Genomic DNA, 16,598 nt, shown 5'->3' on the forward strand with positions numbered 1-16,598 from the left:
ATGGATTATAACTCTACCCCCCTAGTTCAAGTCGAATCACTGCAAATGCATTTCAGTATGAAAGGCGGAGCCTTCAGTCGACGCCAAGGCACTATCAAGGCGGTTGATGGTGTAAATTTTAAAGTTTATCCAAATGAAACCTTTGGTTTAGTTGGAGAGTCGGGTTGCGGTAAAACCACCGTTGGTCGCGCTATTTTAAAAGCAATGCAACCTACTGGTGGCAAAGTGCTTTATAACAGCAAAAATGGTGAAACAATTGATCTTGTACCAATGACCAACAAAGAGATTCGCCCTTATCGACAAGAAATTCAAATGATCTTTCAGGATCCTTACTCATCGCTATCACCTAGAATGACAGTACAAGAGATCTTAGAAGAACCATTAAGGTTAGCCGGCCATACCAATAAAGATTTTTTATATCAAAAAGCGGCTGAAATGATCCAACAAGTTGGCTTAAGAAGCTCGCATTTAATGCGCTACCCACATGCATTTTCTGGAGGTCAAAGACAACGTATTGGTATTGGACGAGCACTAATAACCAATCCTAGATTTATTGTGGCGGACGAAGCCGTCAGTGCACTGGATGTATCAGTACAAGCACAAATTTTAGAAATACTCAGTGAATTAAAAGCTAAAATGGATCTTTCTTTTTTATTCATATCCCACGATTTAAGCGTCGTGAAATACTTGTGTGACCGTGTCGGGGTAATGTATCTAGGTAGAATTGTTGAAGTTGCAGACACTGATGCACTTTTTAAAGATCCATTACATCCATACACAGAAGCGTTAATGCATGCTATTCCTGACATTAACGAACGAGAAATTCGCAGCGATATTTTAGCCGGAGAAATCCCTGACGCATCTAATCCACCATCAGGTTGCGCGTTCCACAATCGATGCAAATACGCCAAAGATAAATGTAAAAATGAAGTCCCTGCATTACGTGACTTTATAAGTACATTCAATGGCAAAGAAATCTTTAGACAAAGTGCATGCCACTTCGTTGAAGAGATATACCTTCAGAGTAATGACAAGGAAATCATATGAAACGTAAACTTATGACAATGGCCCTGCTATTGGGTTCATTAAATGCATGGAGTTATCAAGAAGCCCCTGTGTTAAAGACAATGGTAGATAAAGGCTCGCTGCCTGCAGTGGACGAGCGACTACCTGAAAACCCTCTGGTCATCACACCTATCAATGAAGTCGGAAAATATGGTGGTACTTGGCGTCGTATAGAGCCTAATTATCATTTTCATGAGTGGAGTAATGAACCGCTTATTGGCCTCAATGATAAGCAAGAATACGTACCAAATTTAGCTGAATCTTTTGAATTATCTGAAGATAAACGCACGTATCGCTTTACACTACGCAAAGGGATGAAATGGTCTGACGGTGTGCCATTTACCACTGAAGATGTTGATTTTTGGTATAATAATTTAGAGTTAAATTCAGAATTAGAGCCAAGTCCTAAATCATTATTTTTAACAAATGGTAAACCTGCCAAATTAAAAATCATTGATGAGCAAGTATTTGAACTTGAGTTTGCTGAACCAAATCCAAACTTTATAGAAATGCATTTACGCTCTACTATGGAATTTCGCCTTCCACAAAGCCCTAAACATTACCTAAAAGATTTCTTGCCAAATATGGCTGATAAAGAAGATCTTGATAAAAAAATTGCTGACGCAGGCATGACTGACTGGCGCCAACTATTTCATAATCGCTGGAATACCCGTGCTAATACTAACCCTGATTTACCTGTTTTATACACTTGGGTGTACAACACGGATCCACAGGCTCTTCAGCAAAGAGCAGTACGCAATCCCTATTACTGGAAAGTAGATACAGAAGGAAATCAATTACCTTATATTGATGGAATGTCTTGGCCATTAACTGCAGAGCCACAAGTTCGCATCTTAAAAGCGCTCGCGGGTGAAGTCGATATGGATCGAATTTCTAAATTAACCAGTGATTTCACTGCACTTAAAAAAGGCGAAACAAAAGGTAACTATAAAACACGTATGATGGAGTTAGATGATCATGCCAATATGTTAGTCCTGTTTCCGAACCAAGATTACGATGGCGAAGCAAAAGAAGTGCAGCGTCTAATGCGTGAAAAAACCTTCCGCCAAGCTCTTTCATTAGGGATGGATCGTGAAACTCAAAATCAGATTTTAGGGATTGGTTTATCGACTCCGGCGCAATCAGTTATTTTACCAACGTCACCAGGTGGTAGCGAAGAGACCTCTTCTGCTTACACTAAAATGGACCGAGTGAAAGCCAACAAAATGCTTGATGACCTAGGCTTAACTGAGCGCGATGATGAAAAATACCGTTTAGGTAAAGATGGTAAAACATTAACTTTCTTAGTGGCTTTCCAAGCTGGACGTAAAATCAGTGAAGAAGGTGCAATCCTAATGAAAGCGGATATGGACAAGCTAGGTTTACGCTTCATTATGCGTTCAACTGAAAAAAGCTACTTTGAACAGATTCGTCGTGGTGGTGATTACCAAATGGTATTACATAACAACACATCTGGTTTAAATCCATTATTTGGTGCTAACAACTACTTCCCTGTTATGTCAGAAAATAACTTTGCACCTAAGCAAGCAGCTTACTACTTATCGCAAGGTAAGAATGGTGTGAAATTAACACCAGAAATGGAAGACTTAACAAAACGTTATGAACAATTATTAGTGGAAGGTGATAAACAAGCCTTTGCTGATGAAGTACATGAAGTGATGAAACTTCATGCTGAAAACTTATGGTCGATAGGTATATTACGTTATACACCATCGCCAGCGGTTGTTCACAACCGTATGAACAATGTGCCTAATAAATTGTATTCTGTTTATAAAAGCCCATTTTACCATTACAAAGAGCAATACTATATTTCAGAATAAAACCTAAGGTTTACGCTTGAAATGAGTAAAAGGCTTACTTAATGTTAAGTAAGCCTTTTTCATATTTCCCCATTATGAATGGTGCAATAACAGTATAAGGTTATCCAATTTGGTGCTTTAACACTCATTCATATGCATACTAAAAAATAAGGTATTGATTAAAAACAATAAAATACAGCGCTATTCTTGGCATAAATCTTCCATAATTTTTAAATCAGTAGCACAGTAATATCCATATACCTTAGCGAATGCATTATAGGAGCGATATGATAAAAGCACTGATCCCGATCTCTTCACTACTTATTTCCAACGCACTTTTATTATTAGGGCATGGCTTACTGCTCACCCTATTACCTATTGCAGCTCATGCATCAGGGTTTTCTGATACACAAATAGCACTAACAGGCTCAGCTTATTTTTTAGGGTTTGTATCTGGGTGTTTAACAACCCCTCACATGCTAAAAAGAGTCGGCCATATTCGCAGCTTTGCTGTTTTAGCAACCTCCTATACCGTAGTTATTTTAATCTTTCCTTTATTACCTGAATTTTATAGCTGGTTATTATTACGCTTTTTAATTGGCCTGGTTATTTCTGGGTTATATATGATCATTGAAAGCTGGCTAAACGGTAATGCCACACCGCAAAACCGAGGGACAATATTATCCATTTACACAACCTTGAACCTTATTATGGTTATGGGTGGGCAACAACTCTTTAACCTAGGCAGTATAGAAGATGCCATGTTATTCAGTTTAGGGGCGATATTAATTTCCATTGCCATTATTCCCATTTCACTCACTCGTTCGGCCGCACCTGCGGTGGTTAATGAAGTGAAATTAAATATGCGTAAGGTATGGAAGCACTCACATATTGCATTAATAGGCGCAGTAGTTGCAGGTTTAGTGACTGGGGCATATTGGTCATTAGCACCTATCTACGCCAAAGATAATCACTTTGATAATATACAGCTTGGATTGTTTTTATCTTCAACTGTACTCGGTGGTGCTTGCTTTCAGTTACCGCTTGGAAGAATTTCCGATAAATTTGACCGTCGTAGTGTACTAATGTACGCCGCTTTACTTGGCGCCATCGTATCATTAGCCTTTGTTTATGTGCCGCACCTTGTACCTGCATATGCCGGTTTACCTGCATTTATCACTGCGTTTTTTTGGGGAGGTGCATGCATGACTTTATATGCAATCTGTCTTGCCCATGCAAATGATAATGCAACTTCTAACGACTTTGTCGAAATAAGTAGTGCCATGTTAATTACATTAGGTTTATCGTCTGCTATCGGTGCGCCACTTGCCTCATTATCAATGGGGTTAATGGGCTCAGATGGGCTTTATGCTTTCACTGCAGTTTGCCTGCTGTTATTTTTCATTATTGTCTTATTTAGACGACGCAGTCATATTCAACCTTCTATCATAGAAGAAAAAGAGGAGTTTCGTACTGTTACTGATATGGCTGGGCCAACTGCTTATGAGATGGATCCTCGTACTGAAGTGGATACTGCAACAGAAAAGCCATAACCTCTTTTCCCCGCTGACCATAGTAAACAAGTGGCTTAAGTCGCTTGTTTACTATTGCGCTTACATTACTGTTATCACGAATACATTCAATCTAGCTCTCCTTCCAGGAAGCATAAACCCATATTATCATTTTAATAAAAATTCATAATTTTTATTTATAACTTTGGTTGTTTAATATCTCTACATCAACACGAAGCAGACATTTAAATAAATAAAAATTTGGAGAATATGATGAAAATGAATCACGTTGGTTTAATGGTTGGCGATATGGATAAAGCTGTTGAATTCTACACTAAAGCACTAGGTCTTAGAATAGTGATGAACAATACTAAAGTACAAGAAGAGCGTGAAACGGCGATTGGTAGAATGTGTATTGCTGTTTTTGGTGAAGGCTTCAAAGGATTTAATATTGCACACTTAGTAACAACCGATGGCATAGGCGTTGAAATGTTTGAAATGAAAGATCGTCAAGATCGTCACCATGTTGACTTTACACGTCTTGGCATTTTCCACTTTTGTTTACAAACAGATGACTTCGAAGGTGCAATCGCTCGCACTGAGCAATATGGCGGTAAAGTACGTATGGATATTATGCGCTACCACCCAGAAGATGATAGCAAGCCTGCAAAAATGGTTTACTTAGAAGACCCGTTTGGTAATTTATTTGAGCTATACTCACACTCTTATGAAGAAACTTACGCAACTGATTACGAATAATCAATCAGTGTTAATAAATAAAAAAAAGCTACCTAGGTAGCTTTTTTTATACCTGAAAATACACAGCAATTACGCTATCTAGCCTAGGAAACATAACCCGCAGCCTTTTTATTGAACCTTTAAACATAAATAAGAGACTGAATCACCTACCCGTTTACTGTATTATTACTGGTATATGTTTTCTATATTTAAGATCTTTCATGGCTATTCAACAATTCGATAATGAACTCACGATTCTTCGCACTAATTTAAGTGAAGATAACACGCCTATAACTGGTGACTTAAGCTCCGCGAAAATAGTATTAGCCACGCTTAACTCAAAATATATCCACTCCAGTCTGGGTTTACGTTATCTCTATGCAAACTTAAAAGAGTTGCAACCATATTGTGAAGTTAAAGAGTTTGTTATTCAAACTCGCCCACTTGATATTGTTGAACAAATATTAGCGTCAAAACCAACTATCGTAGGCTTTGGTGTTTATATTTGGAATATTATTGAAACAACCAATGTTGTTAGCCTTTTAAAAGTCATTGCGCCTGAAGTGATTATTGTTTTAGGAGGGCCAGAAGTTAGTTACGAATCAGAAACGCAAGCTATTGTTCAAGATGCAGACTATGTACTAACAGGTGAAGCTGATATTAGTTTTTATGAACTCAGCAAAGCGATCATAAATAATGACTTACCTAAAACGAAAGTGATTAAATCGAGTCCAGTTGATTTAAAAACGCTTAGTATGCCTTACCAGTATTATAGTGATGAAGATTTAAAGAATCGTTTATTATATGTTGAAGCATCACGAGGTTGCCCTTTTAAGTGTGAATTCTGTTTATCTTCATTAGATACAAAATCCAACCCTTATGCATTAACTCCTTTTTTAGAACAAATGGAGACTTTATATCAACGTGGCGCTCGTAACTTTAAATTCATTGATCGTACATTTAATCTAGATATTAAAACCTCTTTACAAATTATGCAGTTTTTCTTAGATAGAATGACCGATGATTTATACCTGCATTTTGAAGTTGTCCCTGACCACTTACCTAGAAAACTAAAAGAGATGTTGGCTTTATTCCCAGAGAACACCCTACAGTTTGAGATTGGTATTCAGACCTTTGATCAAACAGTACAAACCAATATTAGCCGTAAACAGAATAATGATAAATCCAAAGAAAACCTGATCTGGTTAAAAGAAAATACCACGGCACATATTCATGCTGATTTAATTTTTGGCTTACCAGGTGAAACACTTGAAACCTTTAAAGATAGTTTTGATCAACTTTATGCCTGTAAGCCCCATGAAATTCAAATGGGTATTTTAAAACGCCTTAAAGGTAGCCCAATTATAAGACACACTGAAAACTTTGATTTACGCTTTAATCCACTGCCTCCTTTTAACATTCTCAGCACTGACCGTGTTGACTTTGCAACAATGCAGCTTGTTAACCGTTTTGCAAGATACTGGGATATGATCGGTAACTCGGGTCGTTTTAAACATACTTTAGACTACTTATTAGCAGATAAACCTTTTGATAATTTTATGGCGATGGGGAACTGGATCTTTGAACAAACAGGGCAAACACATAAAATTAATCTTAAACGACTTTTTGAATTAATATCACAAGCTGTTATCAGTCTGTTTCCAACTCAACATGACATAGTACTGCAGCAACTTGAACGAGATTACATCGCATCGGGCTTAAAAAGTATATTTAATACACTTAACCTTTACCCTGGGCAGAGAAAGCAATCGGTTAAACCAAGTAAATTATTACAACGCCAAAAACAACATATGTCTTAAATTCTTAGGTATATTTGCATAATATGATTAATAACTAGTGATAAAACAAATAAGCTATCACTAGTTTTAATGCATAAAATAAAAAATCTTTTTAGCCGTTACTATTCCCCCCACTTTTTTATAAATGAACGACTATGCTTAACCCACTCTTAACTTATAAAATAATATACTCTATATAATAACTTTATTGTGCTTACTTAAATAACTTTTCATTTAACGGATACCTTTCACTCATGAAAAAAACGACTAAAAAAATACTACTTATTGTCGTCATTATCGCTATTCTTATTACCGCTTGCGTTTTCTACTTTATGAATACCAAAGCACCTGAACAGGGTTATGAAACTCAACCGGTTAAACAAGGTAATATCGAAAATAGCGTGCTTGCCATCGGTATGTTACAGGCATCTAAATTAGTGAGTGTCGGTTCTCAAGCATCTGGACAAGTACTTAACTTGCCAGTACCACTGGGGGGAGAAGTTAAGAAAGGTGATTTAATTGCAGAAATAGATAATCTCACACAAAAAAATGACTTAGCTGCTGCGAAAGCATCACTTACGATTACCAATGCGCAATATAAAGCTAAACAAGCGCAAATAACCCAAGCAAAAAAAGCATTTCAGCGCCAACAGTCAATGTTAAAAGATAACGCAAGTTCAAAAGAAGATTATGAAACTGCAGAAGCAGAGCTAGCTGTGTATGAAGCAGAATTAGAGCAATTAAAAGCACAAAAAATACAAAACGAATTAAGTATCGCAAGTGCTGAACTAGACCTTGGTTACACCATCATTAAAGCGCCTATCGATGGTACTCTCGTTTATAATTCTGTTGAGGTAGGACAAACGGTAAACGCCAGTCAAACAACACCAACATTAGTAGAGTTAGCCGACCTAAGTAAAATGACTGTACAAGCAAAAATTTCTGAAGCAGATGTCATTAACACCGTACCAGGACAAACTGTCTACTTTACTATTCTAGGCCAACCAAATAAACGTTATAGCGCGGTATTACGTGCAATAGAGCCAGGCCCAACTTCAATGGATGGTGATGATAGTGATATGGAGTCAAGTGACTCCGATGCCATTTACTATAATGGTCTTTTTGAAGTAGATAACCCTGATGGTGTATTACGTATCGGCATGACCGCGCAGGTTTCTATTATTTTAAGCGAAGCAGAAGATGTACTACTGATCCCTTCTCAAGCTTTACAAAAAATGCCTAGCCGTGATTCTTCTATTCGTTATCAAGTTCCAATCCTTGAAGAAGGAGAGGTTCAATACAAAAAAGTAAAAATCGGTATTAGCAACAATATTTATACCGAAGTCACTGAAGGTCTGGAGGAAGGCGATCAAATTGTAGTAGGTTCTGCCGCTGCAAACTTACCGACACGTACCCGTAAGTCGCGTTCTCCAATGGGGTTTTAAATAATGGATAATACGCTATTAACCATCTCCAATGTATACCGCTCATTTGCAGCGGGTGATCAAGAATTGACCGTGTTAAACGATATTAACTTATCAATTAATCGCGGTGAAATGGTTGCTATTGTTGGGTCATCAGGCTCAGGTAAATCAACATTAATGAATATATTGGGTTGTTTAGATAAACCCAGTCAAGGTAGTTATTTTATTAATGGCCAAGATACCTCTCTTATGGATGCAGACCAGCTAGCGCAACTTCGTCGTGAGCATTTTGGCTTTATATTCCAACGTTATCATTTATTAGGTGATCTGAACGCCATTGAAAATGCAGAAATTCCAGCAATTTATGCAGGAAAAGATAAAAAAGAGCGTCAACAACGAGCTGAAAGTCTCTTAACCCGATTAGGATTAGCTAATCGTCTTGACCATAAACCCGGAGAGTTAAGTGGCGGACAACAACAACGTGTTAGTGTTGCTCGAGCATTAATGAACGGCGGCGATGTCATTCTTGCCGATGAGCCAACCGGTGCGTTAGATAGTCAGAGCGGTGAAGAAATGATGCAGTTATTACAAGAGCTGCATGATGATGGCCATACTATCATATTAGTTACTCATGATATGGAAGTTGCAAATTTTGCTGATCGTATTATCGAGATCAAAGATGGTGTGATCATTAAGGATGCGCAAAACAAACAAGCCAAAGCCGTCACCCCATTAACTAACGTTGCCACTTCAGCCAATAAAAATAACACACTGAGTCGCTACCTTGAGGCCTTTAAAATGGCCCTATTGGCAATGTCATCACATCGTTTACGTACTTTTTTAACCATGCTTGGCATCATTATTGGTATTGCTTCCGTCGTTTCTGTTGTGGCATTAGGTGAAGGCTCGCAACAAGCTGTTTTAAAAAATATTAGTGCTATGGGGACTAATACTATTGATGTACGACCAGGCTCCGGATATGGCGACCGACGTTCAGGTTTAGTACGCACACTTACATCGCTAGACAGTGATGCATTGAAAAATTTAAGCTATGTAGACAGCGTTACCCCTTCAATTAGTAGTAACGGTACAATCCGTTATGATAACCAAGGTGTAACAGCCAGTTTTAATGGCGTAGGCGCGGATTATTTTCGTGTTAAAGGCTATGAAATTGCAGAAGGACAGTTTTGGGATGAAGAAGGTGTCACTAGTTTGTCCCAAGATGCGGTAATCGATGATAATACACGCAAAGAATTATTTTCAGATAAGTCAGCAATTGGAGAGGTAATCTTTTTAGGAGAACTCCCTGTTCGCATCATAGGTGTTACTAAACCTAAAACCAGTGCTTTCGGCAATAGTGATGCCTTGAATGTGTGGATCCCATATAGCACAGTCGCTAGCCGTATGATCAATCAAAATTACCTTGACAGTATTACCGTGAGAATTAATGAATCTGCATCGAGCAGTGCTGCCGAGCAAGGTATTGTCACCCTATTAAAAATGCGCCATGGTACTCAAGATTTCTTTACCATTAATACAGACTCGATTCGTGAAAGTATCGAAAAAACCACTGCAACCATGACCTTATTGATCTCCGCTATTGCGGTTATTTCATTAATTGTCGGCGGCATTGGCGTCATGAATATTATGCTTGTTTCGGTAACAGAGCGTACCCGTGAAATTGGTGTTCGTATGGCCGTAGGAGCGAGACAAAGTGATATTTTAAGACAATTTTTAATTGAAGCTATTTTAGTCTGTATATGTGGCGGTACTATTGGTATTGCACTCTCTTACTTAATCGGTTTTATTTTTGCCACCACTGGCGGTAATTTCCAAATGATATACTCAACAAGCTCAATCGTAACTGCTTTTGCTTGCTCTACTTTAATTGGGGTCCTTTTCGGTTTTTTACCAGCACGAAATGCAGCACAACTTGATCCAGTTGATGCATTAGCGAGAGAATAATTATGATCAAACCATCATCACTTTTACGTTGTACTTATGCATTATGCTGCCTATTCGTTGTTAGTAGTTGTAGTACTATTAGCGAAACCGATGCGGTTACACCAGACGTTGCTATTCCTGACAATTGGCAAAGTCTAACAGTGACACAGGAAGTTAAAATTGATCCTTGGTGGGAGCGATTTAATGACTCAGAACTCAATACACTTATTGAACATGTATTGACAGCCAATAACGATTTAGCTGTCGCTACATTAACCTTAAAGAGCGCCCGCCTTAAAGCCGGTTTAACTGAGGCAGAAGGTTCTTTTCAGCTCAGTTCAAATAGTAACGCAGGTAGAACGACATCCTTAGATAGTAACGCCTATAGCAATACATTTAATACGGATCTTTCTATTAGTTATGAATTAGATTTATGGGGGCGCGTGGCATCTGAAGTAGATGCAGCACAATGGACTAGCTTAGCCAATGAAGAAGATAGAGAGAGTACCGCCCAAAGTCTTGCCTCAACAACTGCATCATTGTATTGGCAAATAGGTTATCTGAAACAAAGCCTTGCCTTAGGCCAAGCTAATATAGATTATGCCAAGCAAAGTTTAGCGTTGATAGAGAGTCAATATCGTTCAGGTGCTGTCACCAAACTAGATATTTTTGAGTCTCAACGTAACTTAGCAGAGCAAGAAGTTGCATACAGTAAACTACAGCAGCAACTTGTAGAAGCGCAAAATGGATTAGCCATTTTATTTAACCAGCCTCCTACAAAAATGCAACTCAGTATTAAGCAATTACCTGATGGTCCAATTCCAACTATCGCAGCAGGTGTCCCATCGGATATTTTAATCCGTCGACCTGATGTAAAATCAGCGCTTTATAGCTTGCAGGCGGCTTACTCAATTAAAGACGCAACTTATTCTAGCTACCTACCAACATTGACGTTATCAGGAGCTGTCGGATCCTCATCAGAACAATTGAAGAATTTATTATCGAATCCTGTTGGCACATTAGGCGCTAATCTAATACTGCCCTTCCTACAATGGAACGAGATGAAACTAAATAAGAAGCTATCTGAAATTGATGTTCAATCGGCAATCATAAACTATAGACAAACTCTCTATACTTCATTTAGTGAAGTGGATAATGCCATATCAGCAAGACAACATTATCAGTATCAAGGCACTAAACTAGCTGAGCAGTATAATGCTGCTAATGCCGCTGAAAAGATTTATGCAAGCCAATATCGCTATGGTGCAATAGGTATTCAAGACTGGTTGGATGCGCAAGATAGTTTACGTTTAACAGAACAAGCTATCTTAGATAATCGCTTCAATCAATTTAATATACAAGCAACGCTATACCAAGCGCTAGGAGGCTCTGATATTGCCCCTGATGTGGTTAATGAAGAAGAATAAACCTCATTTCTATTTTTGCATCGAGTAAAGTCAATGTCGTTACTCGATGCCCACCTTTTAATCTATGTAATAGATTGGTTAAAAATGATTATTGGATATAAAAACGAAACCTTAAAGTGAAATATAACTGTTATATCAGAAAATTAACTGTCCATATCTAAAATCCATCAAGACTTTAAGTCGCTTATGCCGTTGATTTATTTTCATTTTCTAAAGCTATTTTTTGCTTTTTTTTAACTTCTGACCACTCTTTTCCTGTTTCAATACCAGAGACTCGTTCTTGATACTTACGACAAGCCCTTTCTAACACTGCTTTTGTATCAATCCTTCTTTCTTTTTCTAACGCCGTTAATACATTAAGGTAATCCCAAAGAATATCGCCTAATTCATCCTCTAAATAACATTGTCGGTGCTTCGGCATCTCTTCTAGTACTTCATCTACTTCATTTTTAATTTCAGCAAGATAAGTAATAGAACCATTAGACCAGGTATTAGTCTCGTCAAATTTTGCTTTACGCTTTGCAATAGCCAGTAATTTATCGAATTCTTTCATAGTCCCTCACTGAAGATACGGCATATAACTGCCGCTCAAATATAAATCCACCTTAATTAAGGTAAGCGACGAAGAGGCAAAAACCAACTTTTATTTTTACTTTCACTGATTTCTTAATATAGATAATACCAATTATATTAAATAAGTGATCTAAATTTTGCGCAGAAAAAATGACTTAGTTTAAGGCGTAATTTGAGCCTTTCGTCGATTAACTTCGTTAATAGCCTATCGGAGAATTAACGATAAGATGTTAATTCTTTAATAGTTGTTCTATTTGCGAAAATTACAACGAAGAAATAAGTTATTTTAGCAAGTAAAATAGATCAGTTAATTAGTGTGATTGGTATAAGCCTTCTATTTAAAAATATAACCTTAGCTGCTTCTTTTAAATAGAAAAATTCAAATGGGATTAAATATGAATACACCCATTTAATATCATTAACGATCAGCGCTAGGGATTGTACTTCAGAGCGGTGTTATATAAATATCTTAGGAAATAATAAAGAGGAAGGTCAAACAGTGTACATTGATGCAGAAAATATATAAAACCACCATGACCAATAAATTGGCCATGGTGGAACTAACTACCTATCCTATATTAGGACCTAACCAACGCTCTGCAGTTTGCATGTCCCAACCTTTACGTTGTGCATAATCTTCAACCTGATCTTGCTGGATACCAGCAATGGCAAAATAACGGCTTTCAGGATGTGAGAAAATCCAACCCGATACTGCTGCACCAGGGTACATTGCATAACTTGAAGTTAACTCCATGCCTATTTCTTGTTCAACATTCATTAAATCCCAAATCACCGCTTTTTCAGTATGCTCAGGACAAGCTGGGTAACCAGGTGCAGGACGAATACCTTGATATTTTTCACGAATTAAATCGTTATTATCCAAGGTTTCATCAGCGGCAAAGCCCCAATACTCTTTGCGTGTTTTTTGATGTAGGTATTCGGCAAAAGCTTCAGCTAATCGATCACATACTGCTTGTACTAAAATCGCATTATAATCATCATTATTTGCTTTATAGCGCTCTGCAACTTCACGTTCACCAATCCCACCTGTTACTGCAAAAGTACCGATATAATCAGCAATACCTGATGATTTAGGCGCAATATAATCTGCTAAACAATGGTTTACAAAAGGTGCTTTTTTCTCTGTTTGTTGGCGTAACTGATTACTCACTTGTAATACCTCTGTACGCGTTTCATCAGTATAGATTTCAATATCATCACCAACACTATTCGCTGGGAATAACCCGACAATACCAGAAGCACTGATTTCACCTTCCTCTTCAACTGTATCAAGCATCGCTAGTGCATCCTTGAATAGACGGGTTGCTTCTTCACCAACGACATCATCTTTTAAAATACGAGGATATTTACCAGCCAGCCCCCAAGTCATAAAGAAAGGTGTCCAGTCGATATATTCACGTAATACGCTAATCGACATATTTTTGATAACTTGTACGCCCAGCTGATTAGGTACTTTAGGTTGGTAATTATCCCAATCCAATTTAGCCGCGTTAGCACGTGCTTGTGCTAAGCCAATTGGTGCACTACGTGGACGTTTATTAGCATGTTGCTCACGTACGCGCTGGTAATCTAAGTTTAACTTTTCAACAAATTCCGGCTTACTTTTAGGGCTTAATAGCTTTTGACACACCCCTACCGCACGAGAAGCATTAGACACATAAACAACAGGATGATCGTAATTTTGCTCGATTTTAACAGCGGTATGCGCTTTTGACGTCGTTGCACCACCAATTAATAATGGGATGCTTAAACCTTGACGTTGCATCTCTTTCGCAACGTAAACCATTTCATCTAGCGACGGCGTTATTAATCCCGACAGTCCGATTAAATCAACGTTATTTTCCAGTGCCGTTTTGATAATTTTTTCCGTTGGTACCATTACACCAAGATCGATAATTTCATAGTTATTACATTGAAGAATAACGCCTACAATATTTTTACCGATATCATGAACATCGCCTTTAACAGTGGCCATCACCACTTTACCATTGGTTTCACCTACCGCTTTAGTTGCTTCAATATAAGGGTTTAAATAAGCAACAGCTTGTTTCATTACACGGGCAGATTTTACTACCTGAGGTAAAAACATTTTTCCTGCACCAAATAAGTCACCAACAATGTTCATGCCATCCATTAATGGACCTTCGATCACTTCAATCGGCATATCAGCATCTTGACGAGCAAGTTCAGTATCTTCTTCGATAAATTCAGTGATACCTTTTACTAAGGCATGGGCAATACGCTCATTAACAGGTAAAGAACGCCATTCAAGTGCTTTGCCATCATCAACTTTAGCCGCTCCATCACCTCGATATTTTTCAGCAAGGTCTAATAAAGCATCTGTTGCATTAGCGTGTCTATTTAGCACCACATCTTCAACAGCATCTTTAAGCTCTTTTGGAATATCATCATAAATAGCAAGTTGAGCTGCATTTACAATTCCCATATCCATACCGTTTTGGAAACAGTAATAAAGGAACACTGCATGAATAGCTTCACGTACAGGGTTATTGCCTCGGAATGAGAAAGAAACATTAGAAACACCACCTGAGATCATGGCATGTGGTAAGTTATCTTTAATATCTTTAACTGCATCAATGAAATCAACAGCATAATTATTATGTTCTTCAATCCCTGTAGCAACAGCAAAGATATTTGGGTCGAAAATAATATCTTCAGGTGGGAAACCCACTTGATTCACTAAAATATCGTAAGAACGCTTACAAATTTCAAATTTACGTTCACGAGTATCAGCCTGCCCCACTTCATCGAACGCCATCACAATCACAGCGAAGCCATAACGACGAATTAATTTTGCTTGATGAATAAAGTTATCAACACCTTCTTTCATACTGATTGAGTTAACAATCCCTTTACCCTGAACACATTTAAGGCCTTCTTCTAAAATTTCCCATTTAGAAGAGTCAACCATGATCGGTACACGTGAGATATCAGGTTCAGAAGCACATAAGTTAAGGAAGCGCTTCATTACAAATAATGAATCAAGCATTGCTTCATCCATATTAATATCAATAATGTCAGCGCCCGCTTCAACTTGGTGTAATGCAACCTCTAAGGCTTCATCATATAACTCGTCTTTAATTAAGCGTTTAAAACGTGCAGAGCCAGTAACATTAGTACGCTCACCTACGTTTTGAAATAAAGAGTCAGACTTAATAGTAAGTGCTTCCAAACCACTAAGGCGGCATGCTACTTCTATTTCAGGTAATTCTCGAGGTTTTACGCCAGCAACCGCATCGGCCATGGCTTTGATATGCTCAGGTGTTGTACCACAACATCCACCGACTAAATTTAAGAAGCCACTTTCAGCCCACTCTTTAATATGTGAAGCCATTTCAGTCGCTTCTAAATCATATTCTCCAAATGCATTAGGTAAACCTGCGTTAGGGTGTGCAGAGACATAGGTTTCTGAAATACGTGACATCTCTTGAACGTATTGACGTAACTCATCAGGCCCTAGAGCACAATTTAAACCAAAACTAAGTGGTTCTGCATGGCGTAGTGAGTTATAGAATGCTTCTGTTGTCTGTCCTGATAATGTTCGTCCTGATGCATCAGTAATCGTTCCTGAAATCATCACTGGTATTTTATAGCCTAATTCTTCAAAAACAGTTTCAACAGCAAATACCGCAGCCTTTGCATTTAACGTATCAAAAATAGTTTCAATTAGAATAAGATCACAGCCACCTTTGATTAAGGCTTTAGTAGATTCGATGTAAGCAATCACTAACTCATCAAAAGTGACGTTACGATAAGCAGGATCATTAACATCTGGAGAGATAGAACAAGTACGATTTGTTGGGCCTAATACCCCTGCAACAAAGCGCGGACGATCCGGCGTTTCATCGGTTTTTTCATCAGCAACACGACGAGCAATGCGTGCTGCTTCATAGTTAATCTCAGCAGAGATAGATTCCATCGCATAATCAGCCATGGCAATTGTCGTTGCATTAAACGTATTAGTCTCAAGAATATCTGCGCCAGCATCTAAGTATTGGCGATGGATATTAGCAATACATTCAGGTTGAGTTAAAACAAGTAGGTCATTATTACCCTTTAGATCAGTGCCCCAATCTTTAAACCGTTGACCACGAAAATCAGCTTCCTCAAATTTATGGTCTTGGATCATTGTTCCCATACCACCATCAATCAGAAGAATATGTTTTTCCAATTGTGCTTTAATCAATGCACTACGATCACTTGCTGACATAGAGTTCCCTGCTGCTTTTTTTAAGATAAAAATGAGTGCGCATAA

At 38.0% G+C, this 16,598-nt stretch carries 10 protein-coding genes; 8 read left to right on the forward strand and 2 right to left on the reverse strand.

The features are described 5' to 3' along the window. From V6256_RS05795 to V6256_RS05830, 8 genes are all read left to right on the forward strand, one after another. On the forward strand, positions 1 to 1,047 hold the full coding sequence (locus tag V6256_RS05795) for an ABC transporter ATP-binding protein (protein ID WP_341597127.1): 1,047 nt from the start codon (positions 1 to 3) through the stop codon (positions 1,045 to 1,047). Further along, a complete protein-coding gene (locus V6256_RS05800; RefSeq protein WP_341597128.1) occupies positions 1,044 to 2,906 on the forward strand; it encodes an ABC transporter substrate-binding protein in 1,863 nt (620 codons plus the stop codon). The genes V6256_RS05795 and V6256_RS05800 overlap by 4 nt, the downstream gene beginning before the upstream one ends. Before the next feature lie 266 nt (positions 2,907 to 3,172). Then, a complete protein-coding gene (locus V6256_RS05805) occupies positions 3,173 to 4,438 on the forward strand; it encodes an MFS transporter (protein ID WP_341597129.1) in 1,266 nt (421 codons plus the stop codon). Positions 4,439 to 4,669: 231 nt separating this feature from the next. Then, complete coding sequence (locus V6256_RS05810) at positions 4,670 to 5,155, forward strand: VOC family protein (protein WP_341597165.1); 486 nt, start codon at positions 4,670 to 4,672, stop codon at positions 5,153 to 5,155. 200 nt (positions 5,156 to 5,355) lie between these two features. Next, a complete protein-coding gene (locus V6256_RS05815; RefSeq protein WP_341597130.1) occupies positions 5,356 to 6,954 on the forward strand; it encodes a B12-binding domain-containing radical SAM protein in 1,599 nt (532 codons plus the stop codon). Between the two features lie 233 nt (positions 6,955 to 7,187). Next, positions 7,188 to 8,378 (forward strand): efflux RND transporter periplasmic adaptor subunit, encoded by a 1,191-nt coding sequence (locus V6256_RS05820; RefSeq protein WP_341597131.1) that lies wholly within the window; start codon positions 7,188 to 7,190, stop codon positions 8,376 to 8,378. A 3-nt stretch (positions 8,379 to 8,381) separates the two neighbouring features. Then, positions 8,382 to 10,322 carry a MacB family efflux pump subunit gene (locus V6256_RS05825; protein WP_341597132.1) on the forward strand — a complete coding sequence of 647 codons (1,941 nt, stop codon included), beginning with the start codon at positions 8,382 to 8,384 and terminating at the stop codon, positions 10,320 to 10,322. 2 nt (positions 10,323 to 10,324) lie between these two features. Beyond that, positions 10,325 to 11,728 carry an efflux transporter outer membrane subunit gene (locus V6256_RS05830; RefSeq protein WP_341597133.1) on the forward strand — a complete coding sequence of 468 codons (1,404 nt, stop codon included), beginning with the start codon at positions 10,325 to 10,327 and terminating at the stop codon, positions 11,726 to 11,728. Positions 11,729 to 11,912: 184 nt separating this feature from the next. Here the strand turns inward: V6256_RS05830 and V6256_RS05835 are convergent, their stop codons facing one another. Next, the gene (locus tag V6256_RS05835) at positions 11,913 to 12,281 is read right to left on the reverse strand and encodes a MazG nucleotide pyrophosphohydrolase domain-containing protein (protein WP_341597134.1); all 369 of its coding nucleotides are present in this window, start codon (positions 12,279 to 12,281) and stop codon (positions 11,913 to 11,915) included. 588 nt (positions 12,282 to 12,869) lie between these two features. Next, a complete protein-coding gene (metH, locus tag V6256_RS05840; protein ID WP_341597135.1) occupies positions 12,870 to 16,553 on the reverse strand; it encodes a methionine synthase in 3,684 nt (1,227 codons plus the stop codon). Between the last annotated feature and the right edge of the window lie 45 nt (positions 16,554 to 16,598).

The sequence above is a fragment of the Psychromonas aquatilis genome (assembly GCF_038155185.1).
In the GTDB taxonomy this organism is placed as follows: Bacteria; Pseudomonadota; Gammaproteobacteria; order Enterobacterales; family Psychromonadaceae; genus Psychromonas; species Psychromonas aquatilis.